Genomic DNA, 20,534 nt, shown 5'->3' on the forward strand with positions numbered 1-20,534 from the left:
TGTGATCTAGTCGAGGCATCCGGTGGCCTCACGATGCGCTCCAGGGATGAGCGGGGACGAGTGTCGCCGCCAACCCTATACGCATCGAGGTAGAGATGGCCCCCCGCAACCGCCAAGGGCTTTACGACCCGCGCTCCGAGCGCGATGCCTGTGGATTTGGCATGGTCGCCCAGCTCGACGATCAACCATCGCGCCTGTTGGTTGATACCGCCATCGCCGCGCTTTCGCGCATGACCCACCGTGGCGGTGTCGCCGCCGATGGCCTGACCGGTGATGGCTGTGGCCTGCTGCTGCGCCGCCCCGATGCCTTCCTGAAACTGCTGGCCAGCGAAGCCGGTATCGCGGTCTCCGCACGCTTCGCCGCCGGCCTGGTCTTCCTGCCGCACGACGCCGACGCGGCGCAGGCCTGCCGCGCGCAGCTGCAGGCGCAGGTGGAAGCGGTGGGCTGCAAGGTTGCCGGCTGGCGCGAGGTACCGATCGACGACAGCGTCTGCGGCCAGCTGGCGCGCGACACGCTGCCGCGCATCGAACAGGTGTTCGTCGACGCCGGCGTCGGCCAGGATGATGCCGGCTTCGCGCTGGCGCTGTTCCTGGCCCGTCGCCGCAGCGAGCAGCTGCTGCGCGAACACACCGACTTCTACGTCACCACCCTCACCCCGGATGCGATCAGCTACAAGGGCATGGTGCTGCCGGACAAGCTGAGCCGCTTCTTCCCCGACCTGCAGCGCCGCGAACTGGCCTCCAGCGCCATCGTGTTCCACCAGCGCTTCTCCACCAACACGCTGCCGCGCTGGCCGCTGGCCCACCCGTTCCGCATGCTCGCCCACAACGGCGAGATCAACACCATCGAAGGCAACCGGCGCTGGGCGCAGGCGCGCAGCAAGGTGTGGAAGACCCCGCGCTTCGACATCGCCGAATTCGATCCGGTCATCTCCATGCACGGTTCGGATTCGCAGAGCCTGGACAACATGCTGGAGCTGATGGTCGCCGGTGGCATGGAGCTGATCCAGGCGCTGCGCATCCTGGTGCCGCCGGCCACGCAGTCGCTGGAATTCAAGGACCCGGACCTGGCCGCGTTCTACGAATTCCACGGCCTCAACAGCGAGCCGTGGGACGGCCCGGCCGGCATCGTCGCCTGCGACAGCCGCTACGCCGTGTGTACCCTCGACCGCAACGGCCTGCGTCCGGCGCGCTGGATGCTGACCGCCGACCGCCACTTCCTGGTCGCCTCCGAAGCGGGCGTGTGGGAAGTGCCGACCGAGCGCGTGGTGCGCAAGGGCAAGCTCGGCCCAGGCGAAATGGTGGCCATCGACCTCAAGCGTGGTGACCTGCTCGACTCCGACGCGGTGGACCGCATCAACCGTGGTCGCGCGCCGTACAAGCAGTGGTTGCAGCAGGGCGTGACCTACCTGCAGACCGAACTGATCGACCCTTCGCTTGTGGAAGAACCCTTCGACGAAGGCACCCTGCGCAGCTACCACAAGCTGTACCAGCTCAGCAGCGAGGAAGTGGAGCAGGTGCTGCGGCCGCTGGCCGAGACAGAGCAGGAAGCCACCGGCTCGATGGGCGACGACACGCCGATGGCGGTGCTGAGCCAGCGCAGCCGCCCGCTGTACGACTATTTCCGCCAGGCCTTTGCGCAGGTCACCAACCCGCCAATCGACCCGCTGCGCGAAGACTGCGCGATGTCGCTGTCCACCCAGCTCGGCAAGGAGACCAACATCTTCCACGCCGGCCCGGAGACGGTGAACCACGTCATCCTCAATTCGCCGGTGCTGAGCCAGCGCAAGCTGCGCCAGCTGCTGAAGATGGACCAGTACGTGCAGGCCAATCGCCTGCTCGACCTGTCCTACAGCGAAGACGAGGGCCTGCGTGCCGGCATCGAGCGCATCTGCGCCGAAGCCGAGCAGGCCGCACGCGACGGCATGGTGATGCTGCTGCTGTCCGATCGCTACCCGGTGGCCGGGCGGCCGATGGTGCATGCCCTGCTCGCCACCAGCGCCATCCACCACCACCTCTCGCGCCTGGGCCTGCGCTGCGACGTGAACCTGATCGTCGAGACCGGCACCGCGCGCGACCCGCACCACATGGCCTGCCTGCTCGGCTTCGGCGCCACCGCGGTGTATCCGTACCTGGCCTACCAGACCCTGTTCGATCTGGGCCGCCGCGGCATCCTCAAGCTGAGCAAGGGCGGTGAGCAGTCGCAGATCGGCCGCCGTTACCGCAAGGGCGTCTACAAGGGCCTGTCGAAGATCATCTCGAAGATGGGCATCTGCACCGTGGCCAGCTACCGCGGCGCGCAGCTGTTCGAGATCATCGGCCTGGAACCGGACGTGGTGGACCTGTGCTTCCCGGATACCGCCTCGCGCATTGGCGGCGCCGGCTTCGCCCGCCTGGACGCCGACGCGCGTGAGCTGTGCGCGCAGGCCTGGGACGCACAGCAGGACGTGGATGTTGGCGGCCTGCTGAAGTACGTGCACGGCGGCGAGTACCACATGTACAACCCGGACGTGGTGACCACCCTGCAGCGCGCGGCGCGCAGCGGTGACCCGCGTGCGTGGCAGCAGTACTGCGATGCCGTGCATGCGCGGCCACCGTCGGCGCTGCGCGACCTGCTGGAACTGGTTCCAGCGGCCACGCCCGTGCCGCTGGACGAGGTCGCCCCGGCCAGTACCCTGTTCCCGCGCTTCGACACCGCGGCGATCAGCCTGGGCGCACTGTCGCCGGAAGCGCACGAGGCGCTGGCCATTGCCATGAACCGCCTCGGTGGCCGCAGCAATTCCGGCGAAGGCGGTGAGGATCCCGCCCGCTATGGCACCGCAAAGCGCAGCAAGATCAAGCAGGTGGCCTCGGGCCGCTTCGGTGTCACCGCCGAATACCTGGTCAACGCCGAGGTGCTGCAGATCAAGGTCGCGCAGGGCGCCAAGCCCGGCGAAGGCGGCCAGCTGCCCGGCCACAAGGTCAACGAGCTGATCGCCCGCCTGCGCTACGCGCGCCCGGGCATCGGCCTGATCTCGCCGCCGCCGCACCACGACATCTATTCGATCGAAGACCTGGCGCAGCTGATCTACGACCTCAAGCAGGTCAACCCAACCGCGCTGGTCTCGGTGAAGCTGGTCAGCCATGCCGGCGTCGGCACGATTGCCGCCGGCGTGGTCAAGGCCGGCGCGGACCTGATCACCATTTCCGGCCATGACGGCGGCACCGGCGCTTCGCCGGTCAGCTCCATCCGCTATGCCGGCGTGCCGTGGGAACTGGGCGTGGCCGAAGCGCACCAGGCGCTGCTGGCCAACGACCTGCGTGGGCGCACCCTGCTGCAGACCGACGGCGGCCTGAAGACCGGCCTGGACGTGGTCAAGGCCGCACTGCTGGGTGCCGACAGCTTCGGCTTCGGCACTGCGCCGATGATCGTGCTGGGCTGCAAGTACCTGCGCATCTGCCACCTCAACAACTGCGCCACCGGCGTGGCCACCCAGGACGAACGCCTGCGCGAGAACCACTTCACCGGCCAGCCCGAGCGCGTGGAGAACTTCTTCCGCCTGCTGGCCGAAGAAGTGCGCGGCTGGCTGTCGTACCTGGGCGCGCGTTCGCTGGAAGAGATCGTCGGCCGCACCGACCTGCTGCGGCAGATCGAGGCAGCGCCCCGTGATGGCGTGCGCGTGGACCTGTCACGCCTGCTGGCCGACAGCCGCTACGAGGGCAGCCACTGTGCCGCGCAGCGGCTGTACGAATCGCCGGACAGCCTGGCCACGCAGATGGATGGCCTGCTGGCCCCGGCCATCGAGCACAAGCGCGGCGGCGAACACCGCTTCCTGATCCACAACACCGACCGCAGCATCGGCACCCGCCTGGCCGGTGCAGTGGCGCGCGCGCACGGCAACCAGGGCATGGCCGAGGCGCCGCTGGAACTGCGCTTCCGCGGCAGCGCCGGGCAGAGCTTTGGCGCGTTCAACGTCGGTGGCCTGCACCTGGAAGTGGAAGGCGAAGCCAACGACTACGTCGGCAAGGGCATGGCCGGTGGCCGCCTGGTGGTGCGCCCGCCACGTGGCGCCCGCTTCGAGGCACGCAGCACCGCGATCATCGGCAACACCTGCCTGTATGGCGCCACCGGGGGCGAGCTGTTCGCCGCCGGCCGCGCGGGCGAACGCTTCGCGGTGCGCAATTCCGGCGCACTGGCGGTGGTGGAAGGCGCCGGTGACCACTGCTGCGAGTACATGACCGACGGCGTGGTGCTGGTGCTGGGCAAGGTCGGCCTGAACTTCGGCGCCGGCTTCACCGGCGGCCTGGCCTACGTGCTGGACGTGGACCGCGATTTCGTCGATCGCTACAACCACGAGCTGATCGACATCCATCGCGTCTCCGCCGAGGGCTTCGAGAACTACCGCCAGCACCTGCACCGCCTGATCGGCCGCCATCGCGAGCTGACCGGCAGCATCTGGGCGCAGCAGATCCTGGACGAGTTCCGCGATTACATCGGCAAGTTCTGGCTGGTCAAACCGAAGGCCGCCAGCATCGAGTCGCTGACCGAAACCCTGCGACGCGCTGCGTGATGTTTTCCGGTAGTGCCGGCCGCTGGCCGGCAACGTTCCCCCTCGCAATCCAGAGCCCGCCATGAGCCGCAAGCACGCCTTCCAGTTCCTCGACCTGCCCCGCACCATGCCGCAGCGCATTCCGGTGGAACTGCGCACGTCCGGCGACTGGGGCGAGCTGTACGGCAAGTTCGGCAAGGAAGACGCCCAGTACCAGGCCGGCCGCTGCCTGGACTGCGGCAATCCTTACTGCAGCTGGAAGTGCCCGGTGCACAACGCCATTCCGCAGTGGCTGCAGCTGGTGCAGGAAAACCGCATCCACGAGGCGGCCACGCTGTGCCACAGCACCAATCCGCTGCCGGAAGTGTGCGGCCGGGTGTGCCCGCAGGACCGGCTGTGCGAAGGCAGCTGCACGCTGGAAGAATTCGGTGCGGTGACCATTGGCGCGGTGGAGAAGTACATCGTCGATACCGCGCTGGCCAGCGGCTGGCGCCCGGACCTGGGCGCGGTGCAGCCGACCGGCCACAGCGTGGCGGTGATCGGCGCCGGCCCCGCCGGGCTGGCCTGTGCCGACCGCCTGGCACGCGCTGGCATCACCGCCGTGGTCTACGACCGCTACGAACAGATCGGCGGCCTGCTGCAGTTCGGCATTCCCAGCTTCAAGCTGGACAAGGACGTGATCCATCGCCGCCGCGAAGTGCTCGAAGGCATGGGCGTGCAGTTCCGCCTCGGCGTGGAGATCGGCCGCGATGTCAGCGTGCAGCAGCTGCTGGACAGCCACGACGCCGTGTTCGTCGGCACCGGCGCCTACCGCTACACCGATGGCGGCCTCGACGGCCAGGACCTGAAGGGCGTGCTGCCGGCGCTGCCGTTCCTGGTGCAGAACAGCCGCATCGTCAGCGGCGATGACCCTGAGGGCCGGCCGATCGCCGGCTGGGAAGACACCATCGCCCTGCCCGATCTCAACGGCAAGCGCGTGGTGGTGCTCGGTGGCGGCGATACCGGCATGGACTGCGTGCGCAGCGCCGTGCGGCTGGGCGCAGCCAAGGTCACCTGCGCCTACCGCCGTGACGAAGCGAACATGCCCGGCAGCGCGCGCGAAGTGGCCAATGCACGCGAGGAAGGCGTGCGCTTCCTGTTCAACCGCCAGCCGCTGTCGATCGAGGCCGGTGCTGATGACGAAGTGATCGGCGTGACCGTGGTCGAGACCCGCCTCGGCGAACCGGATGCCAACGGCCGCCAGAACGCGGTGCCGATCGAGGGCAGCGAATCGCTGCTGGAAGCGGACGTGGTGATCATCGCCTTCGGCTTCTCGCCGACCTTGCCGGCATGGCTGTCCGAGCATGGCGTGGAAGGCCAGTCCAACGGCCGCATCGTGGCCGGCGGCAAGGACCGCCTGCCGTTCCAGACCGCGCATCCGCGCCTGTTCGCCGGTGGTGACGCAGTGCGCGGTGCCGATCTGGTAGTGACCGCCGTGGCCGAGGGCCGCGACGCCGCCGCCAGCATCGTGCGGCTACTGGCCCACTGAGTCCGGCACCAGCAGTACCGCCAGCAGCGCCCGCAATACGTGCGGCTCCACCGGCTTGGCCAGGAAGTGGTCGATGCCAGCCACACGACAGGCTTCGCGGGTGCTTTCCATCACGCTGGCCGTGAGCGCGATGATCGGCACCTGCGCTCGCGCCGGGCAGGCATCGGCGCGGATCGCCCGCGCCAGTGCAAAGCCGTCCATGCCCGGCATGTGGCAGTCGGTAATCACCAGCTCGAACGGCTGCGCCTGCCATGCTGCAAGCGCCGACCGTCCGTCGGTACAGGCGTGGACCTGCAGCCCGAGCGCACACAGGCGTTGCTCCAGCAGATGCAGGTTGGTGGGATGGTCTTCAGCCGCCAGCACGCGCGACGCCGGCAATGGACGCTCGTCCGCAACCGCCGCCGAAGGTGCAGCCACGGGTGCCTCGCAGGCATCCAGGTCCAGATCCAGCCAGACCGTGGTGCCTTTCCCGGGTGAGCTGCGCAGCTGCAGCTCCGCGCCCATCGAGGTCGCCAGCTCGCGGCAGATCGCCAGGCCCAGCCCACTGCCGCCAAAGCGCCGTGTGGTCGAGCGCTCCGCCTGGGTATAGGCGGCGAACACCGCCTGCTGGCGTTCCTCGCTGATGCCCACGCCGCTGTCGCTCACCTGCAGGCGCAGCCGCTGGCCGCCGTCACGCTGCTGCAGTACCTGCACCTGCAGTTCCACGTGGCCCTGCCGGGTGAACTTCAATGCGTTGCCGGCCAGGTTGAACAGGATCTGGCGCAGGCGCAGGCCGTCGGCCAGCGATCCCGGCTGGATCTCCGGATCCAGCACCACCTGCAGGTGCAGGCCGCGGCTGGCGGCCACCGGCATCAGCAGTTGCTGCACCGCGCGCACCAGTGCCGCCAGATCGATGGGCCGCAGCTGCAGTGGTGCGCCCTGCAGGCGCTGGCTGTGCAGGACATCGTCGAGGATCTGCCGCAACATCCGCGCGGCATCATCGACCGTGGCCAGCACCTGCTGCTGGCGCGCCTCCAGCCTGCTGCCCGCCAGCCGTTCGAGCATGCCCAGCAAGGTGCTCATCGGGGTGCGGATCTCGTGGCTCATCGTTGCCAGGAAGTGCGCCTTGGCCTGTGCTGCCTGTTCGGCCTGGCGGCGCGCGTCGGCCAGCGCGCGGGTACGTGACTGCACTTCGCTGACGTCGATCCAATAGCCGCTCCACTCGACGTCGCTGTCGTCGCAGGGCAACGGCCGCCCATGCGAACGCACCCATCGCCACCCTTGTGGCGAACGGGTGCGGAAAGTGACGTCGATCGGGCCACGCGCCAATGCAGCCGTCTCGACACAGGCCATCACCTGGCTGCGGTCATCCGGATGGACCGCGGCCAACAACCGCTGGTGATCGATCCGCGCGGTCTCCACGCTGATTCCGAACAGGGCCTGCACGTCACCGGCGATCTGCGGAAAGCTGTAATGGCCGCCCGCCGACCGACGCGCCTGGTAGACCACCGCCGGCAGGTTCGCAGTCACCTCCTGCAGGCGCTGCTCCACTACTCGGCGGCGCACGCTTTCGCGATGCACCCGCCAGTAACCGTAGGCATGTACCAGCGCCAGGGCGAGCAGGATCAACGAGGCCGGCACCAGCCAGCGCAGGGGCGACGATGACGGGGAATTACGCGGCCGGTCCGGCAGCCAGTCCGCGCGGATCTGTTCGCGCTCGGTATCGGTCAGCTGCGACAGCGCGTGCTCGAAGCCGACGATGACATCGGCGCAGGCGGGCGTGGTCGCCAGCACCAGGGCATCATCGAAACCGGCCGGCGCAGCGATCAGCAGTGCATCGCCCTGGTAGCGGCGCAACGCGGCCTCGACGTCGCCGAGGTTGGCGACGACCGCATCGATCAATCCGGTGCCCAGCAGCGGGAGCGCATCGTCCAGCGCTGCCGGTGGCAGCAGCTGTGCACCCGCTGCCTGCTCGGCCAGCAGCCCCTGCAGCGGCATCCGGCTGGGGCTGGCCACGGTTCGTCCACGCAGATCTTCCAGGCCCAGCACCGGCGGCGTACCCTCCCGGCGGACGATCACCTGTGGCAGCTGCAGGTAGGGCGTGCTGGCCACCCACCCGGCGGGCAGCTGCGAGCGTGGCCACCCCAGCAGCGCCTGGGTGCCGGCCGGCAGCTCATCCCGGTCCACGCTGGCGGCCGGCACGGGCAGCAGCTGCAGTGGCCGTTGCCGGCCCAACAGCTCCAGGTACACCGCGCCGAGCCCCCGTGCCTCACCCTGTTCGCTGGACGACAAGGGTGCGCGGTCGGAAGGCCAGGCGATGCGCAGCGGTGTCCTGCAGCCCGTGGCGGAGGCCGTGGCAGGCAGCAGCAGGCTGGCCATGACAGCAATGGCTGCCGGGAAGCCGGCGACATTCACGGTAGGCATCCTCATCTCGCGGGCGGAAGGAACGGCCGCGCTGCGGTACCGCTGCCTGCCACGCTATCGACGTGCGGACCGACGGCAATGAAGAAAGTTGTAAAAGCATCCAGATAGGGGAATGCCGACATACACTGCCGCCTTCACCCGTAACTGCGGAGCGTTCGATGCGCATCGGCCTGGCTGCCAACCGTCTTCATCACCACGACGCGCGCGCCGCGCTGTTCCGTTGGCTGCGCAGCAGCGAGGCCGGCCTGCGCGAGCTGGGCGTGTCGCTGCATGCGGTCGGTCGCACCCATGACGCGATCGAACGACAGGGCTTCCTGGCCGGGTACGCGGGCCTGCACCGTTATCCCTACGGTCGCGAGGGTGGCCTGATGAAGCTGGTCGCCGAAGTCGTTGGCATGGGTCCGGATCGGACACTGGATGGCGCGATCTACCTGATCGACCCGGTCGATCCGTCCTCGGTATTTCCGGAAGCCACGGCGCTGAAGCGCCAGTGCGTGATTCACGGCAAGCCGTTCATTTCGACCGTGGCCACCGCACGCGACTGGGTCGAAGTGGAGCGCGTCCACGCCGGGCTGGCGGCAGACGGCGGCGCCGACGACCTGCATGCGTTCGAAGGCCAGACGCTGGCGCTGATCGCGCACGATGCGATGAAGCCGGCGATGCTGGCCTTCGCCGATGAGCACTTCGATGTGCTGGCCCGGTTCGGTGAGCGGGTGGCGACGGGCACCACCGGCCAGCGTTTGAACGAACTGGCCTGGAGCCGGGGCTGGCCACGTGATACGCCGTGGGTGACGCGCTACCAGAGCGGCCCGATGGGCGGTGATGCGCAGATTGCCGACCGGGTGCTGGAGGGGCGCTGCCAGCGTGCGATTTTCTTCGAGGATCCGCACGTGGCGCGCCAACATGAGGCGGATATCCAGCTGCTGGAGCGCGCGGTGACGACGGTGACCGATCAGGCGGTGTGCATTACGGCGCCGCGGGTGGCGGCGCGGTGGGCGGCGGCGGCGGCGCTGCGGGCGGGGTGAGGGTTTCGGCCAACGGCTGAGCCCTTCGTGGTCGGTGGGTCTGCACGATCATGAGGTTGGCCGGGATGGGTGGAATTGCGGGGGACGCCGTAAACCCGTCCCTGGGGGCTTGGCCGCGGCATCCATGCCGCGGACACCCCCGCAATCCCACCCATCCCGTCCTTCGACAGTTTCCGGTGTGCCCACCACGGAAGAAAGAAAGAAGAGCAGGAGCGGGTCGCGCGCTTCTGTAGAGCCGAGCCCACGCTCGGCTGCATTCAACGGCAGCCGAGCGTGGGCTCGGCTCTACGGTTACAGAAGCTGGCGAAGCATGGCCTTCAGGCGTCGCCCTTCCAGCTGGAAGTAGTCGCGCTGCTCGCGCCAGGCGGGGAAGCGTTGTTCCACTTCGTGCCAGAACGCGGGCGAGTGGTTGGGCTGGATCAGGTGGCAGAGTTCATGCACCAGCACGTATTCGAACGCTTCCGAGCGGCCCAGCACCAGGGCCAGGTCCAGTGCCATGCTGCCGTCGGGGGCCAGTGAGCCCCATTGCGAGGACATCACCTTCAGCCGCAGGCGGCTGGGTGCGCGCGGCAGGGTGGGCAGGTACTTCGGCAGCCAGCGCCCGACGTCGGCGCGGGTCTGGGCTTCGTAGAACTCGCGCAGCAGACGGCGCAGGGTGGCGTCACCACCACGGGTGGGCCACTGCACGCAGGCGCCGTGCGCGTCGATCTCCAGGCGCGCATAGCGGCCTTCCTGCCAGCGCAGTGGCAGCAGTTCGCCGCGCAGGGGCAGCACGCCGTCTTCGCCGGGCTGCAGCGGCGCCGGCAGGCCCTGGCCCTGGTACTGGCGCAGCTGCAGTGCAAGCCAGTCGCGGTGCTGTTCCAGGAAGCGTTCGCCCATCGCCAGGCTTGCCCGCGGCGGCAGGGTCAAGCGCGCGCCGCGCTCGTCCACGCTCAGCTTGATGCGCCGTGCACGCGGATCACGCACGCGCAGTACCTCGATCTCGGCATCCTCCAGGCGCAGGCGAACGGTGTCGCGCTGTACGGTGGCGGGCGGGGTCGGGCTGATCAGGCGGCGCAACAGACGGCTCATGCACCCAGCATAGCGCTGCTTGGGGCCGCCGGATGACCGGCGGCCGTCGGGCTGCCTGTTCAGTCAGCCTTGCTGAGCTTGAAGGCTTCTTCCAGCAACAGGAACAGGCGGCGGATCTCGGCGCTCTGCAGGGCGAAGCGGGCGTCGAACTCGGCGCGGCGGCCATCTTCGTCGGCATGCTCCAGCTGGTCCAGGGCACCGTCGAGGAACTTCAGCTTGCGCACGATCAGGTCGTCGCCGATCACGAAGGACAGGTTGTCCTCGAAGATCAGCGCCAGCTTGGTCACCTGCTTGCCGGCGTCCAGGTGCTTGTCGATCTCGTCGCAGCGCAGCTCCTGGTGCTGGCACTTGACTACCGCGCCACCTTCCACCGGGTCCTTCATCTCGCACTCTTCGCCCAGGCTCAGCCCGGTCGGCAGCGGCTCGCCGGCGATCCAGCCGGTCAGGATCGAGCGCGGCGCGACTTCGGCGTTCAGCGGCATCGCCGGGAAGCTGCCGAGCAGGCCGCGGATGTCGGACATGAAGTATTCGCCGGTCTTGCGGCTGGAGGTATCCACTGCCACGTAGCCGTGCTGCAGGTCGATGAAGGCGTCGTTGCGCGAGGACTTCACGAAGGCGCGCGGCAGCAGTTCATGCAGCAGGTCGTCCTTCATGCGCTTGCGCTCGCGGCCACCCGGGCGGCGGCCTTCCTTCTCCTCGATCTCCTCCAGCTTGCGCTCGAGCAGGTCGTTGACCACCGCCGCCGGCAGGATCTTGTCCTCCCCGCCCACGGTCAGCCACAGGTGCTCGGCGATGCGGTGGGAGAGCAGCTCCTTCTCCTCGCGGCCGAACGGTGAGATGAAACCGCGCGAGTTCATTTCCAGCGCGCCGACCGGCTTCAGCAGGGCGTGCGGCAGCAGGGTGTCGACTTCGGAAAAATCGGTGGTGGTCGGGAAACGGAAGAACGTCAGGTTGCGAAAGAACATGGAATTCCGGATGGCAAAGAGGAAGGGCGACCGACCTTAAACGGCGGGCGTCTCGGGATCTGCGTCGGCATCGGCCGGCGAACCGGCCAGCCAGGCGTGGGCGTCGGGCAGCGGCGCGTCGTCGCGACGGCCCAGCGCCATGAAATCGAACAGGGTGGTGTCAGCCAGCTGCGAGGGCCGGACTTCACTCATGGCGCGCGCGATCTGCTCGATGCGGCCCGGGTGGTCCTTCTCCCACTGCTTCAGCATCAGGCCGACCTGGCGGCGCTGCAGGTTCTCCTGGCTGCCACACAGGTTGCAGGGAATGATCGGGAACTGGCGCGCCTGCGCGTACTCGACGATGTCACTCTCGCGCACGTAGGCCAGCGGCCGGATCACCACATGCTTGCCGTCGTCGCTGCGCAGCTTCGGCGGCATGCCCGACAGCTTGGCGTGGTGGAACAGGTTCATGAAGAACGTGGCCACCATGTCGTCGCGGTGGTGGCCCAGCGCGATCTTGGTGAAGCCATGGCTTTCGGCGTAGTTGTACAGCGCACCACGACGCAGCCGCGAGCACAGCGAGCACATCGTCTTGCCTTCCGGAATGACCCGGCTGACCACCGAATAGGTGTCCTGTTCGATGATGTGGTACGGCACGCCCAGCCCTGCCAGGTACTCCGGCAGCACGTGCTCGGGGAAGTCCGGCTGCTTCTGGTCCAGGTTCACCGCCACCAGCTCGAACGGCACCGGCGCCTTCTTCTGCAGCTGCAGCAGCACATCCAGCAGGGTGTAGCTGTCCTTGCCGCCGGACAGGCAGACCATGACCTTGTCGCCGGCCTCGATCATGCCGAAGTCGGCAATCGCCTCACCGACCTGGCGGCGCAGGCGCTTGGCCAGCTTGTGCTGCTCGCGCTCGGCCACGCGCGGATCGCGGGCGGCGCGCGGCTGGGAACGCGGCAGGGGATCGGGAAGGGAAATCACGGCACTCATGGGTTCCATTCTAACGGCTCGGAGCGGCCACGGCCGGGGGTCGGGATTCCCCTCTCCCGGCAGTCATCATCGCTGTGTATGCTCGGAGGCTGTGGACACTTACAGCCCCGCCGAGATCGTCGAGCACCTCGCCGCCCTGCGCGCCGAGCACCGCCTGCTGGATGAACAGATCACCCGCATGGCCGCCAATGGCGAGGACGAACTGGAAGCCAAGCGCCTGAAGCGGCGCAAGCTGCAGTTGAAGGACTGCATCGCCAGGCTGGAAAGCCTGCAGATTCCCGACGAACCGGCCTGAGCGGTGGCCCATCCACGCATGGCGTGGATCAACTGCTTCGCCCCTGGTAGATGCCAACCTTGGTTGGCATGCCGTTCGCCGGGCATGGCCATGCCCGGCGCTACCTTCAATCCTGCGGCGCCGGCTCGTCCGGGCGTGCCGCTTCCGGGCTGACCCGTTCGATGGTGTGGCGCAGCTCGCGGCCAAGGATGAACTTGGCGTCCTTGGCCCAGGCATCCAGGCGCTCGTCGAACAGCAGCTTGCTGTTCTCGTCCGGCCACACCAGGCGCAGCTCGCGCAGCTTCTGGATGAAGCCACGGAACAGGGTGCGGTCGAAGAACTCCGGCGCGGCCGGTGCATAGAGCAGGCTCAGACGCTGCGCCGCCTGCTGGCACAGGCTTTCCAGCTCGGCCGCACCCAGCACGCCCGGGCCGTTCTTCACCAGCACCGAAATGGCGATGTAGTAGCGCTCGAATGCCTGCTGCAGTGAATGGCCAATCGCACGCAGGCGGAACACCTCGTCGGTCTGCCCGGTGTTGCGCGCCAGGATGCCGCCATCGTCATCGTTGACGTTCTGCAGCAGGCCCTCGCGCACGAACACGTCGATGGTCTGGTCGATGCGCTGGGCGAACTCGTCCTCGCTCCACGGCAGGAACAGCTCGGCCTGCAGGAACGGGTACACCGTGCGGCCCAGCTGGACCAGGCCGGTGCGGCTCATGCGGCGGTTGTTCTGGAAGCAGCAGGCCACCCACGACGAGGCGGTGAACAGGTGCAGCACGTTGTTGCGGAAGTAGCTCAGCAGCACCGCGGTATCGCCGCTGACGCTGAGCACATCGCCCAGGGGGTGCTTGACGCGGGTGAGGACGTTGATTTCCTCGGCATGGGCGATGATCCGCTCCGGCGAATGCGGGGTCACCGTCACCCGGTCCGAATACGGCATCTCGACCAGCAGCGTCTTGCACAGCTCGATCTGCGCGATCAGGTCGGCCTCGCCCATCGCGTGCTTCGGCGTGGACAGCAGGGCCAGCGCCAGCAGGTTGATCGGGTTTACGTCGGCGGCGCCGTTGATGCGCACCTGGATGCGTTCGGCCAGCGTATCCACCGTGGTCGACAGCCACGCCGGCTTCTCGTCCTCGGACACCGCCTCGCCCTTCCACTCCGGGGCCTTCTCGGCCAGCACGTCGTTCAGCGCGATCGGCTCGCCGAAGTTCACCACCACCTGGCCGTAGTTCTGCTTGAGCACCTTGGGGATGCCCCACAGCAGCGACCAGATCGATTCCTTCTCCTTCGGCCGGCCGGACAGTTCGTCCAGGTAGCTGCCGCCCTCCATCAGCTTCTCGTAGCCGATGTAGATGGGCTGGAACAGCACCGGCTTGCGCGGCTGGCGCAGGAACGCACGCAGCGTCATCGAGATCATGCCGCCCTTGGGCTGCAGCAGGCGGCCGGTACGCGAGCGGCCGCCTTCGACGAAGTACTCCAGCGAGTAGCCGCCGGCCACCAGCTGCGCGACGTACTCACTGAGCACGGCCGAGTACAGCGCGTTGCCGCGGATCGAGCGGCGGATGAAGAACGCACCGCCCTTGCGCAGCAGGGTGCCGACCACCGGCAGGTTCAGGTTGATGCCGGCCACGATGTGCGGCGGCACGATGCCACGGTCGTACAGCAGGTAGGACAGCAGCAGGTAGTCCATGTGGCTGCGGTGGCTGGGCACGTAGACCACTTCGTGGCCCGGCGCGGCGGCCTTGAACTTGTCCAGGTGGTGCACCAGCACGCCCGCATAGATGCGGTTCCACACGTGGCTGAGCATGAAGCTGGCCGAGCGCACCACCGGGCTGGAGTAGTCCGCGGCGATTTCCCAGGCGTAGGCATGCGCCTTCTTCCAGGCGTCGGCCGGCTTCGAGTTGTCGCGCTTGGCCTGCGCGGCGATCGCTTCGCGCACCGGTTCGGCGGCCAGCACCTGGTCCACCAGCAGGCGCCGGGTCGACAGGTCAGGGCCGATCACCGATTCACGGATGCGGCGGAAGTGCGTACGCAGCACGCGCTGCAGCTTGCGTACCGTGCGCTCCGGCTCCAGGCCTTCGTCCACGGTGCTGCGCAGCGAGATCGGCGGGGCGAAGCGGACGATGGTACTGCGGCCGTTGAGCAGCACCGCCAGCAGGCGGCGGAAGCGGCCCACCAGCGCCCAGTTTTCCGAGAACAGCACCGCGAACCAGCCGCTCTGCTTGTCCGGCGCGCGGCCGACGAAGATCGACACCGGCACCAGATGCACGTCCAGGTCGTCGCGCACGCGATGGGCCTGCAGCACCTTGGCCAGCGAATCGGAATGGGTCTTGGCGCCACGCTGCTCGGGGATCAGCGAGTTGCTGGAGCTGCGCCGCGACAGCGCCAGGTAGGCGCGCTTGCGGCCGGTCGGATCACCGGCCAGCGGCACCAGCGGCGACGGCAGCCCAGCCTGGCGGCAGGCCTTGTCCAGGATCAGCGCGTTGGACAGGCCGTAGTCTTCCAGCACATACATGACCGGGCGGCCATCGTTGTACTGGCCCGGGTCTTCCGGTTCGATCTTCAGCGACAGCCACGGCTCGACCAGGCGGCCCAGCAGGCGCGCCCACAGCGGGCGGCGGCCGGCCGGACGCGCATGCGCGGGCGGCGGTACCGGGTTCGGGCCGGTACCGGTCGAGGGGGACGCCGGCACCGTATCGGCGGGCGTCGACTGGGATTCTTCGCCGGGGAACGGCAGCGGGTTCTGTTTCGACATCGGCGCCATTATGGCTTAGGCGGCGGCGTTGCCGCTTCCCCACCCTCGGCGAGGGCTTCAACCGGGGCGGGGGCCGCCGCAGCGTGGGCCGCATCGGCCTTGCGCAGCAACGCGTCGGTGTCGGCCAGGGTGCGGGTCAGGTACCAGTGGCCCTCGCGACGGCTCAGCGGCAGCTGCAGGGTCATTTCGCGGCCAGCCAGGTCGTAGTGCAGGCGTACCAGCGCATTGTCACCCTCCACCGAGAGCAGCTCACCGCGCACGCTGCGCAGCGCATCGTCCACGCCCAGCCCGTAGCTGCCCAGCACCGCCTTGAGGGTGTGGATGAACGGCGCGAGCTGCTGCAGGCTGCCTTCCATGCCCGCGGCCTGCATGCCGGCCTCATCCTCGAAGCCGACCTTGCTGGCTGCGCCGACCAGCGCGGCGATGGTGCTGCGCGCGCGGGCGCGGTCACTGATCGGTGCCCCCTGCGCCCAGCTGGCGAGGGTTTCGACGAGGGCGATGTAATGCGCCTGCTGGCCTGGTGTGTAGCCCTTCTGATGGCGCAGGTACTGCACACCGAAGTTGCCCATCGACTGCGCGGCCTGGCGCACGGCGCCGGCCTGGCCTGCCAGCTGGCGGTCGAAGCTGCGTTGCAGTTCGGCGCTGGCATTGGGCGCGCGCAGCGCGGCCAGCATCGGCAGCAGCTGGTCACCCAGCGGCAGCTCGGTCAGCGGCCACTGGCTGCGGCCCTCGGCCCAAGCCTGCTGCAGGCGCTGGTACTGGCTCGGCGGTACCGACAGCTTTGCATAGCCGACCAGATCGTCTTCGGCCAGGCGCAGGGCCATCGCCTGCACCGCCGCAACCGGTTCGGCCGCCGGCCTGGCCGGATCGTTGGCCGATTCACGACACGCGGCCACCGCCAGCAGCAGCATGGCTGCCAGCCCCCATCCACGCGCAGACCTTCCTCGCACTGCCACGCTCATGCACTCGGACTCCCCGGACCGGTCCGCATCTTGCGGCCTGCGACGTGACAGCGGCAAGCCGGGACGTCACGGTTTCCGCTGTTGCCTGTGCAAGTCACTGATCAGAATAAAAAAAGAGCCGGGATCACGGGGATCACAGGCTCTTCAAGCCGGCGCGGGGCCGGTGGACAGTGTTGTGGCACATGTCCGGTCCGAGGACCGGATGGCGGCGATCCTACGCTGCCGCTCAAGTTAAGGCAACACTTCACGTAGTTATGCATAAATTATTGATTTTATTGATCAACCTGATGCTTGGCATGGAGGCCATGAAATCTACGGCAGGTTTTGCGGCGATTCGGGCACAACCGCTGGTGGACGGATGCAAAAACGCCATCCCGCGCGGGTCGGGATGGCGTTCGGGCCTGCAGCCTTGGCAGCGGAATCTCAGCGCGCAGCCAGCGCCGAGGTGATTTCCTGCTGGATGGCCCGGGCCGCAGCCTGCGGATCGGCGGCCAGGCGGATCGGGCGACCGACCACGATGGCATCGGCGCCATCGGCAAAGGCCTGGGCCACGCCAACGGTACGCTTCTGGTCATCGCCGACCGGGCCACCGGGGCGGATGCCCGGGCAGACGATCGAGAACCCGGCGCCGGTAGCGGCACGGATCGGGCCGGCTTCCTGGCCCGAGGCGATCACGCCATCGATGCCGGCCGCCTGCGCGGCCAGCGCGCGCTCGACCACCACGTCCACCGGCTCACGGTCGATGCCCATCTGCGCCAGGTCCGGGCGGCCCATCGAGGTCAGCACGGTCACTGCCAGCAGACGCATGTCGCCGCTGTTGGCGGCCGCGCAGGCCTCCATCATGGCCGGGTGCCAGCCATGGATGGTGGCGTAGCTGACCGGCCACTGCGAAAGGCGCTTGATCACCGCCGCGGCGGTGGCGGGGATGTCGAAGAACTTCAGGTCGACGAACACGCGCTTGTCGCGGCGGGCCAGCTCGTCCAGCACCTGGAAGTACTCGCCGGAGGCGAGCAGTTCCATGCCGATCTTGTAGAACGCCACGCTGTCGCCGAGGCGGTCGACCCACTCAAGCGCCTGCACGCGGTCAGGCACGTCCAGCGCGAAGATCAGGCGCTCGTCGTCGCGCAGCGGCAGCGGCGCGCGGCTCATGGTGCGTAGTCCAGGGCTGCGCGCTTGGCGTCGTGGCGGGCCTGGCGCGACTGGCTGTAGTCGTTGTTGAACTGCGCCGGCTCGAAGCCGCCGTAGGTCGGGTTCGGCAGCATCCACCAGCGCTCGCCGAACCAGTCGTGGTACTGCTGCAGCAGCGCGTCACGGCCGTCGTTGGTGTTGGCGGTCACTTCGACGAAATCGCCCAGCTGGTCGCCGAACTGCATCAGCACGCGGTACTTCTGCCCGGCCAGGCGGCGGCGGCAGTTCTTCTCGCTGCCGGCCTGCTCGCAGCCTTCGACCACGGTGCCCAGGCCCAGGAACACGCTGTCGTCGGCCACCGGCAGGCCCTGCTCGCGCAGGTTGGCCAGGGTCGCGTCCTTCAGGTGCACGGCGCGGTTGGAGATGTACAGCAGGGTCACGCCCTTGGCGTTGGCGGCCTTGGCGAAATCGACCACGCCCGGGATGGCCTTGGCCTTCTTTTCGGCCACCCACTGGTCCCAGCTCAACTCATCGTATTCCTTGCCGTCGCGCACCAGGCGCGCCTGGTAGGGCGAGTTGTCCAGCACGGTCTCGTCCACGTCCAGCACCACGGCCGGCTTCAGGCCCTTGGCCTCGTTGCCGCGTTCTTCCGGCACCAGCGCATCCCAGTGGGCTTCCTTCAGCGCGGCGTCCAGGTGGTCGGCGGCGGCACGGTAGGTCTGCTCGGTGATCGCCTTGTACTCCTGCGCGCGCTGCATCCACAGCACTGCATTGAGGTTGTCATTGGCAGTGGGATCGAGCGCGCCGTCGGCCTTGGCAGCGGCGGCCGGGGCCTCCGGCGCAGCGGCTTCAGCGGCAGGCGCATCCACGCGCTTGCAGGCGGACAGGCCCAGCGCCGCAGTGGCGAGCAGGGTCAGGGACAGGGAAACGGGACGACGCATGGATTCACCGGCAATCAGATATACCGGCGCATTTTACCGGCAAAGGCGGTCCCGGGACGGCTATGCTTGGCGGTTGACCCGTTGCCCTTCCGGAGGCCGCCATGACCGATTCCACCCAGACCCCCGACGTCCCCCTGCTCGACGCCGTGCAGGCCCGCCTGCTGGGCTGCCTGGTGGAGAAGGAGGCGACCACCCCGGACACCTATCCGCTGACCGTCAATGCCGCCCAATCGGCCGCCAACCAGAAGACCGCCCGCGAGCCGGTGATGAACGTCGATGCCGGCAGCGTGCAACATGCGCTGCGCCAGCTGGAGGCGCTGGGCCTGGCCCGCCAGCACTTCTCCTCGCGCGCGGACCGCTACGAGCACCGCCTGCAGGCCGCGCTGGACCTGACCCGGCAGCAGACCGTGCTGCTCGCGCTGCTGCTGCTGCGTGGGCCGCAGACCCTGGGCGAGCTGGTCACGCGCAGCGAACGCCTGCACCGCTTCGCCGACACAGACGAGGCCCGCCACGCCATCGATCGCCTGCAGCAGCGCGCGCTGCTGGTGGTGCTGCCGCGCGCCAGCGGCCAGCGCGAAGACCGCTACATGCACCTGCTGTGCGGCGAAGTGGACGGCGCGGCGCTGGCGGCGAAGTACGCCAGCAGCGGCGGTGGCAGCAGCGATGCGGCCGACCCGGGCCTGGCCGAGCGCGTGGCCCAGCTGGAAGCGGCGGTGGCCGAACTGCAGGCACAGTTGGCCGAACTGCGCGGTTGAGGGGGTGGGTGCCGACCGTTGGTCGGCACTGCATCTGAATAGTGCCGACCAACGGTCGGCACCTACCATCAGCCGCTACTGTGCCGGCCAGCGGTCGGCACCTACCAACATCAAGGGTCAGACCTGCGCCGCACCGGGCGTTGCATACAACCGGCTCGGGCTGTCCACGCCCGGCAACTGGATCACCCCGCGCGTCTGCATACCCAGGGCCTGCAGGATCTTCCCGGACACCACGTTGTCCAGATCGGTGATGCCATACAGATCGTGCAGGCCCAGCGCTCCACGCGCATGCGCGAACACCGCGCGTGCCGCCTCACCGGCATAGCCCTGCCCCGCGAATTCCGACAGCACCGCATAGCCGATGTCCGGTCCCGGCAGGCCATCACGCCGCACCAGGCCGGCATTGCCCAGCCAGGCGCCATCGGACAGCCGCTCGATGGCGTACATGCCGAACCCGTTCAAGGCATAGCTGTGCAGCACGCGCAGCGCGATGTACTCGCGTGCCTGTTCTTCGTCGCGCACGTTGCGGTCACCGATGAAACGCACGAAGCCTGGATCATTGAGCAATGCCAGCATCGGCGCAGCATCCCGGTCTGGTTCCAGGCGGCGCAGCCGCAGGCGTTCGCTTTCGATGGGATGCATGGGTGGGCTCCGGAAGGAATACCTCGATTTTGCAACGCCAGCGCCCGCCGTGCAGCACGCTCAGGCCAAGTGGGCCACTACGATGCCCAGCCTAGCCACATGCCCCGTCACGCTGGCCGAACAGGATCGGCCAGTAGCGCACGCACAGGCGATGGACGCATGCGGCGATCAGGCAGAACCCCATGCCCATCAGCGCCAACAGCAGCGGTGCGCCCCAGCGCAATCCCGGGTGCTGGATACGAGCCTTGGAAGGCATGCCGCCGGGATATAGCACCTGTACCTGTTCGCCGACCACGTACAGTGGTGCCCCGGTAGCAAAGGACGCGGTGAACTGAATCATCTGCCCCTGTGCGGTCTGGAACCTCACCACCGGGCGATGCAGGGTGATGTCACGTGCGGGCATCCCCTCCATTTCCGACCGGGCATCCTCTGCCTGGACGGCCACCACCGTTCCGGTTACGGAAACGGCCTTGCTCGCGAAACGCTGGACGTCCACGAACAGCCAGGCGGCGGCCAGAAGGATCAGCAGGCCCACGGCAAAGAAAAACAGCAAAAAACATCTGAGGAGGGTGGGCATGGTGCTGGTC

General features: G+C 68.3%; 15 protein-coding genes. 5 read left to right on the forward strand and 10 right to left on the reverse strand.

The window, feature by feature from the left end:
- Positions 1-95 precede the first annotated feature (95 nt).
- On the forward strand, positions 96-4,550 hold the full coding sequence (gene gltB, locus RI032_RS08535; protein WP_322548133.1) for a glutamate synthase large subunit: 4,455 nt from the start codon (positions 96-98) through the stop codon (positions 4,548-4,550).
- Positions 4,551-4,611: 61 nt separating this feature from the next.
- Positions 4,612-6,057, forward strand: coding sequence for an FAD-dependent oxidoreductase (locus RI032_RS08540; RefSeq protein ID WP_010487309.1), 1,446 nt, complete (start codon positions 4,612-4,614; stop codon positions 6,055-6,057).
- Here RI032_RS08540 and RI032_RS08545 read toward each other — a convergent pair.
- Positions 6,043-8,451 carry an ATP-binding protein gene (locus tag RI032_RS08545; RefSeq protein WP_322548264.1) on the reverse strand — a complete coding sequence of 803 codons (2,409 nt, stop codon included), beginning with the start codon at positions 8,449-8,451 and terminating at the stop codon, positions 6,043-6,045. The genes RI032_RS08540 and RI032_RS08545 overlap by 15 nt on opposite strands.
- 167 nt (positions 8,452-8,618) lie before the next feature.
- Here RI032_RS08545 and RI032_RS08550 point away from each other — a divergent pair, with 167 nt between their 5' ends.
- A complete protein-coding gene (locus RI032_RS08550; RefSeq protein WP_010487313.1) occupies positions 8,619-9,485 on the forward strand; it encodes a methylglyoxal synthase in 867 nt (288 codons plus the stop codon).
- Between the two features lie 291 nt (positions 9,486-9,776).
- On the opposite strand, the gene RI032_RS08555 is transcribed toward RI032_RS08550, so the two are convergent.
- The 3 genes from RI032_RS08555 to ttcA are packed head-to-tail and all read right to left on the reverse strand — an operon-like array spanning position 9,777 to position 12,490.
- Positions 9,777-10,556 (reverse strand): M48 family metallopeptidase, encoded by a 780-nt coding sequence (locus RI032_RS08555; RefSeq protein ID WP_010487316.1) that lies wholly within the window; start codon positions 10,554-10,556, stop codon positions 9,777-9,779.
- 59 nt (positions 10,557-10,615) lie between these two features.
- The gene (locus RI032_RS08560; RefSeq protein ID WP_005411825.1) at positions 10,616-11,521 is read right to left on the reverse strand and encodes a recombination-associated protein RdgC; all 906 of its coding nucleotides are present in this window, start codon (positions 11,519-11,521) and stop codon (positions 10,616-10,618) included.
- Between the two features lie 36 nt (positions 11,522-11,557).
- Positions 11,558-12,490: a tRNA 2-thiocytidine(32) synthetase TtcA gene (gene ttcA / locus RI032_RS08565; protein WP_029550675.1), complete on the reverse strand. Its 933-nt coding sequence runs from the start codon at positions 12,488-12,490 to the stop codon at positions 11,558-11,560.
- Between the two features lie 91 nt (positions 12,491-12,581).
- On the opposite strand from ttcA, the gene RI032_RS08570 reads away from it, so the two are divergent.
- Positions 12,582-12,785: a YdcH family protein gene (locus RI032_RS08570; protein WP_005421068.1), complete on the forward strand. Its 204-nt coding sequence runs from the start codon at positions 12,582-12,584 to the stop codon at positions 12,783-12,785.
- A gap of 106 nt (positions 12,786-12,891) precedes the next feature.
- On the opposite strand, the gene plsB is transcribed toward RI032_RS08570, so the two are convergent.
- The 4 genes from plsB to RI032_RS08590 form a co-directional block, all read right to left on the reverse strand.
- The gene (gene plsB / locus RI032_RS08575) at positions 12,892-15,528 is read right to left on the reverse strand and encodes a glycerol-3-phosphate 1-O-acyltransferase PlsB (RefSeq protein ID WP_109814665.1); all 2,637 of its coding nucleotides are present in this window, start codon (positions 15,526-15,528) and stop codon (positions 12,892-12,894) included.
- Positions 15,528-16,481 carry a hypothetical protein gene (locus RI032_RS08580; RefSeq protein ID WP_322548134.1) on the reverse strand — a complete coding sequence of 318 codons (954 nt, stop codon included), beginning with the start codon at positions 16,479-16,481 and terminating at the stop codon, positions 15,528-15,530. Before RI032_RS08580 ends, plsB begins: the two co-directional genes overlap by 1 nt.
- Positions 16,482-16,904: 423 nt before the next feature.
- On the reverse strand, positions 16,905-17,630 hold the full coding sequence (gene pyrF, locus RI032_RS08585) for an orotidine-5'-phosphate decarboxylase (RefSeq protein WP_057502298.1): 726 nt from the start codon (positions 17,628-17,630) through the stop codon (positions 16,905-16,907).
- Complete coding sequence (locus tag RI032_RS08590; protein ID WP_010487329.1) at positions 17,627-18,550, reverse strand: 5'-nucleotidase, lipoprotein e(P4) family; 924 nt, start codon at positions 18,548-18,550, stop codon at positions 17,627-17,629. Before RI032_RS08590 ends, pyrF begins: the two co-directional genes overlap by 4 nt.
- 101 nt (positions 18,551-18,651) lie before the next feature.
- On the opposite strand from RI032_RS08590, the gene RI032_RS08595 reads away from it, so the two are divergent.
- Entirely contained in the window at positions 18,652-19,305 is a 654-nt protein-coding gene (locus RI032_RS08595; RefSeq protein ID WP_010487332.1) for a YceH family protein, read from the forward strand.
- A 117-nt stretch (positions 19,306-19,422) separates the two neighbouring features.
- Here RI032_RS08595 and RI032_RS08600 read toward each other — a convergent pair whose 3' ends face one another.
- On the reverse strand, positions 19,423-19,947 hold the full coding sequence (locus tag RI032_RS08600) for a GNAT family N-acetyltransferase (protein ID WP_322548135.1): 525 nt from the start codon (positions 19,945-19,947) through the stop codon (positions 19,423-19,425).
- Positions 19,948-20,038: 91 nt separating this feature from the next.
- Entirely contained in the window at positions 20,039-20,524 is a 486-nt protein-coding gene (locus RI032_RS08605) for a DUF3592 domain-containing protein (protein ID WP_100049978.1), read from the reverse strand.
- Positions 20,525-20,534: the final 10 nt, after the last annotated feature.

Source organism: Stenotrophomonas geniculata (assembly GCF_034508895.1).
Lineage (GTDB): Bacteria > Pseudomonadota > Gammaproteobacteria > Xanthomonadales > Xanthomonadaceae > Stenotrophomonas > Stenotrophomonas geniculata.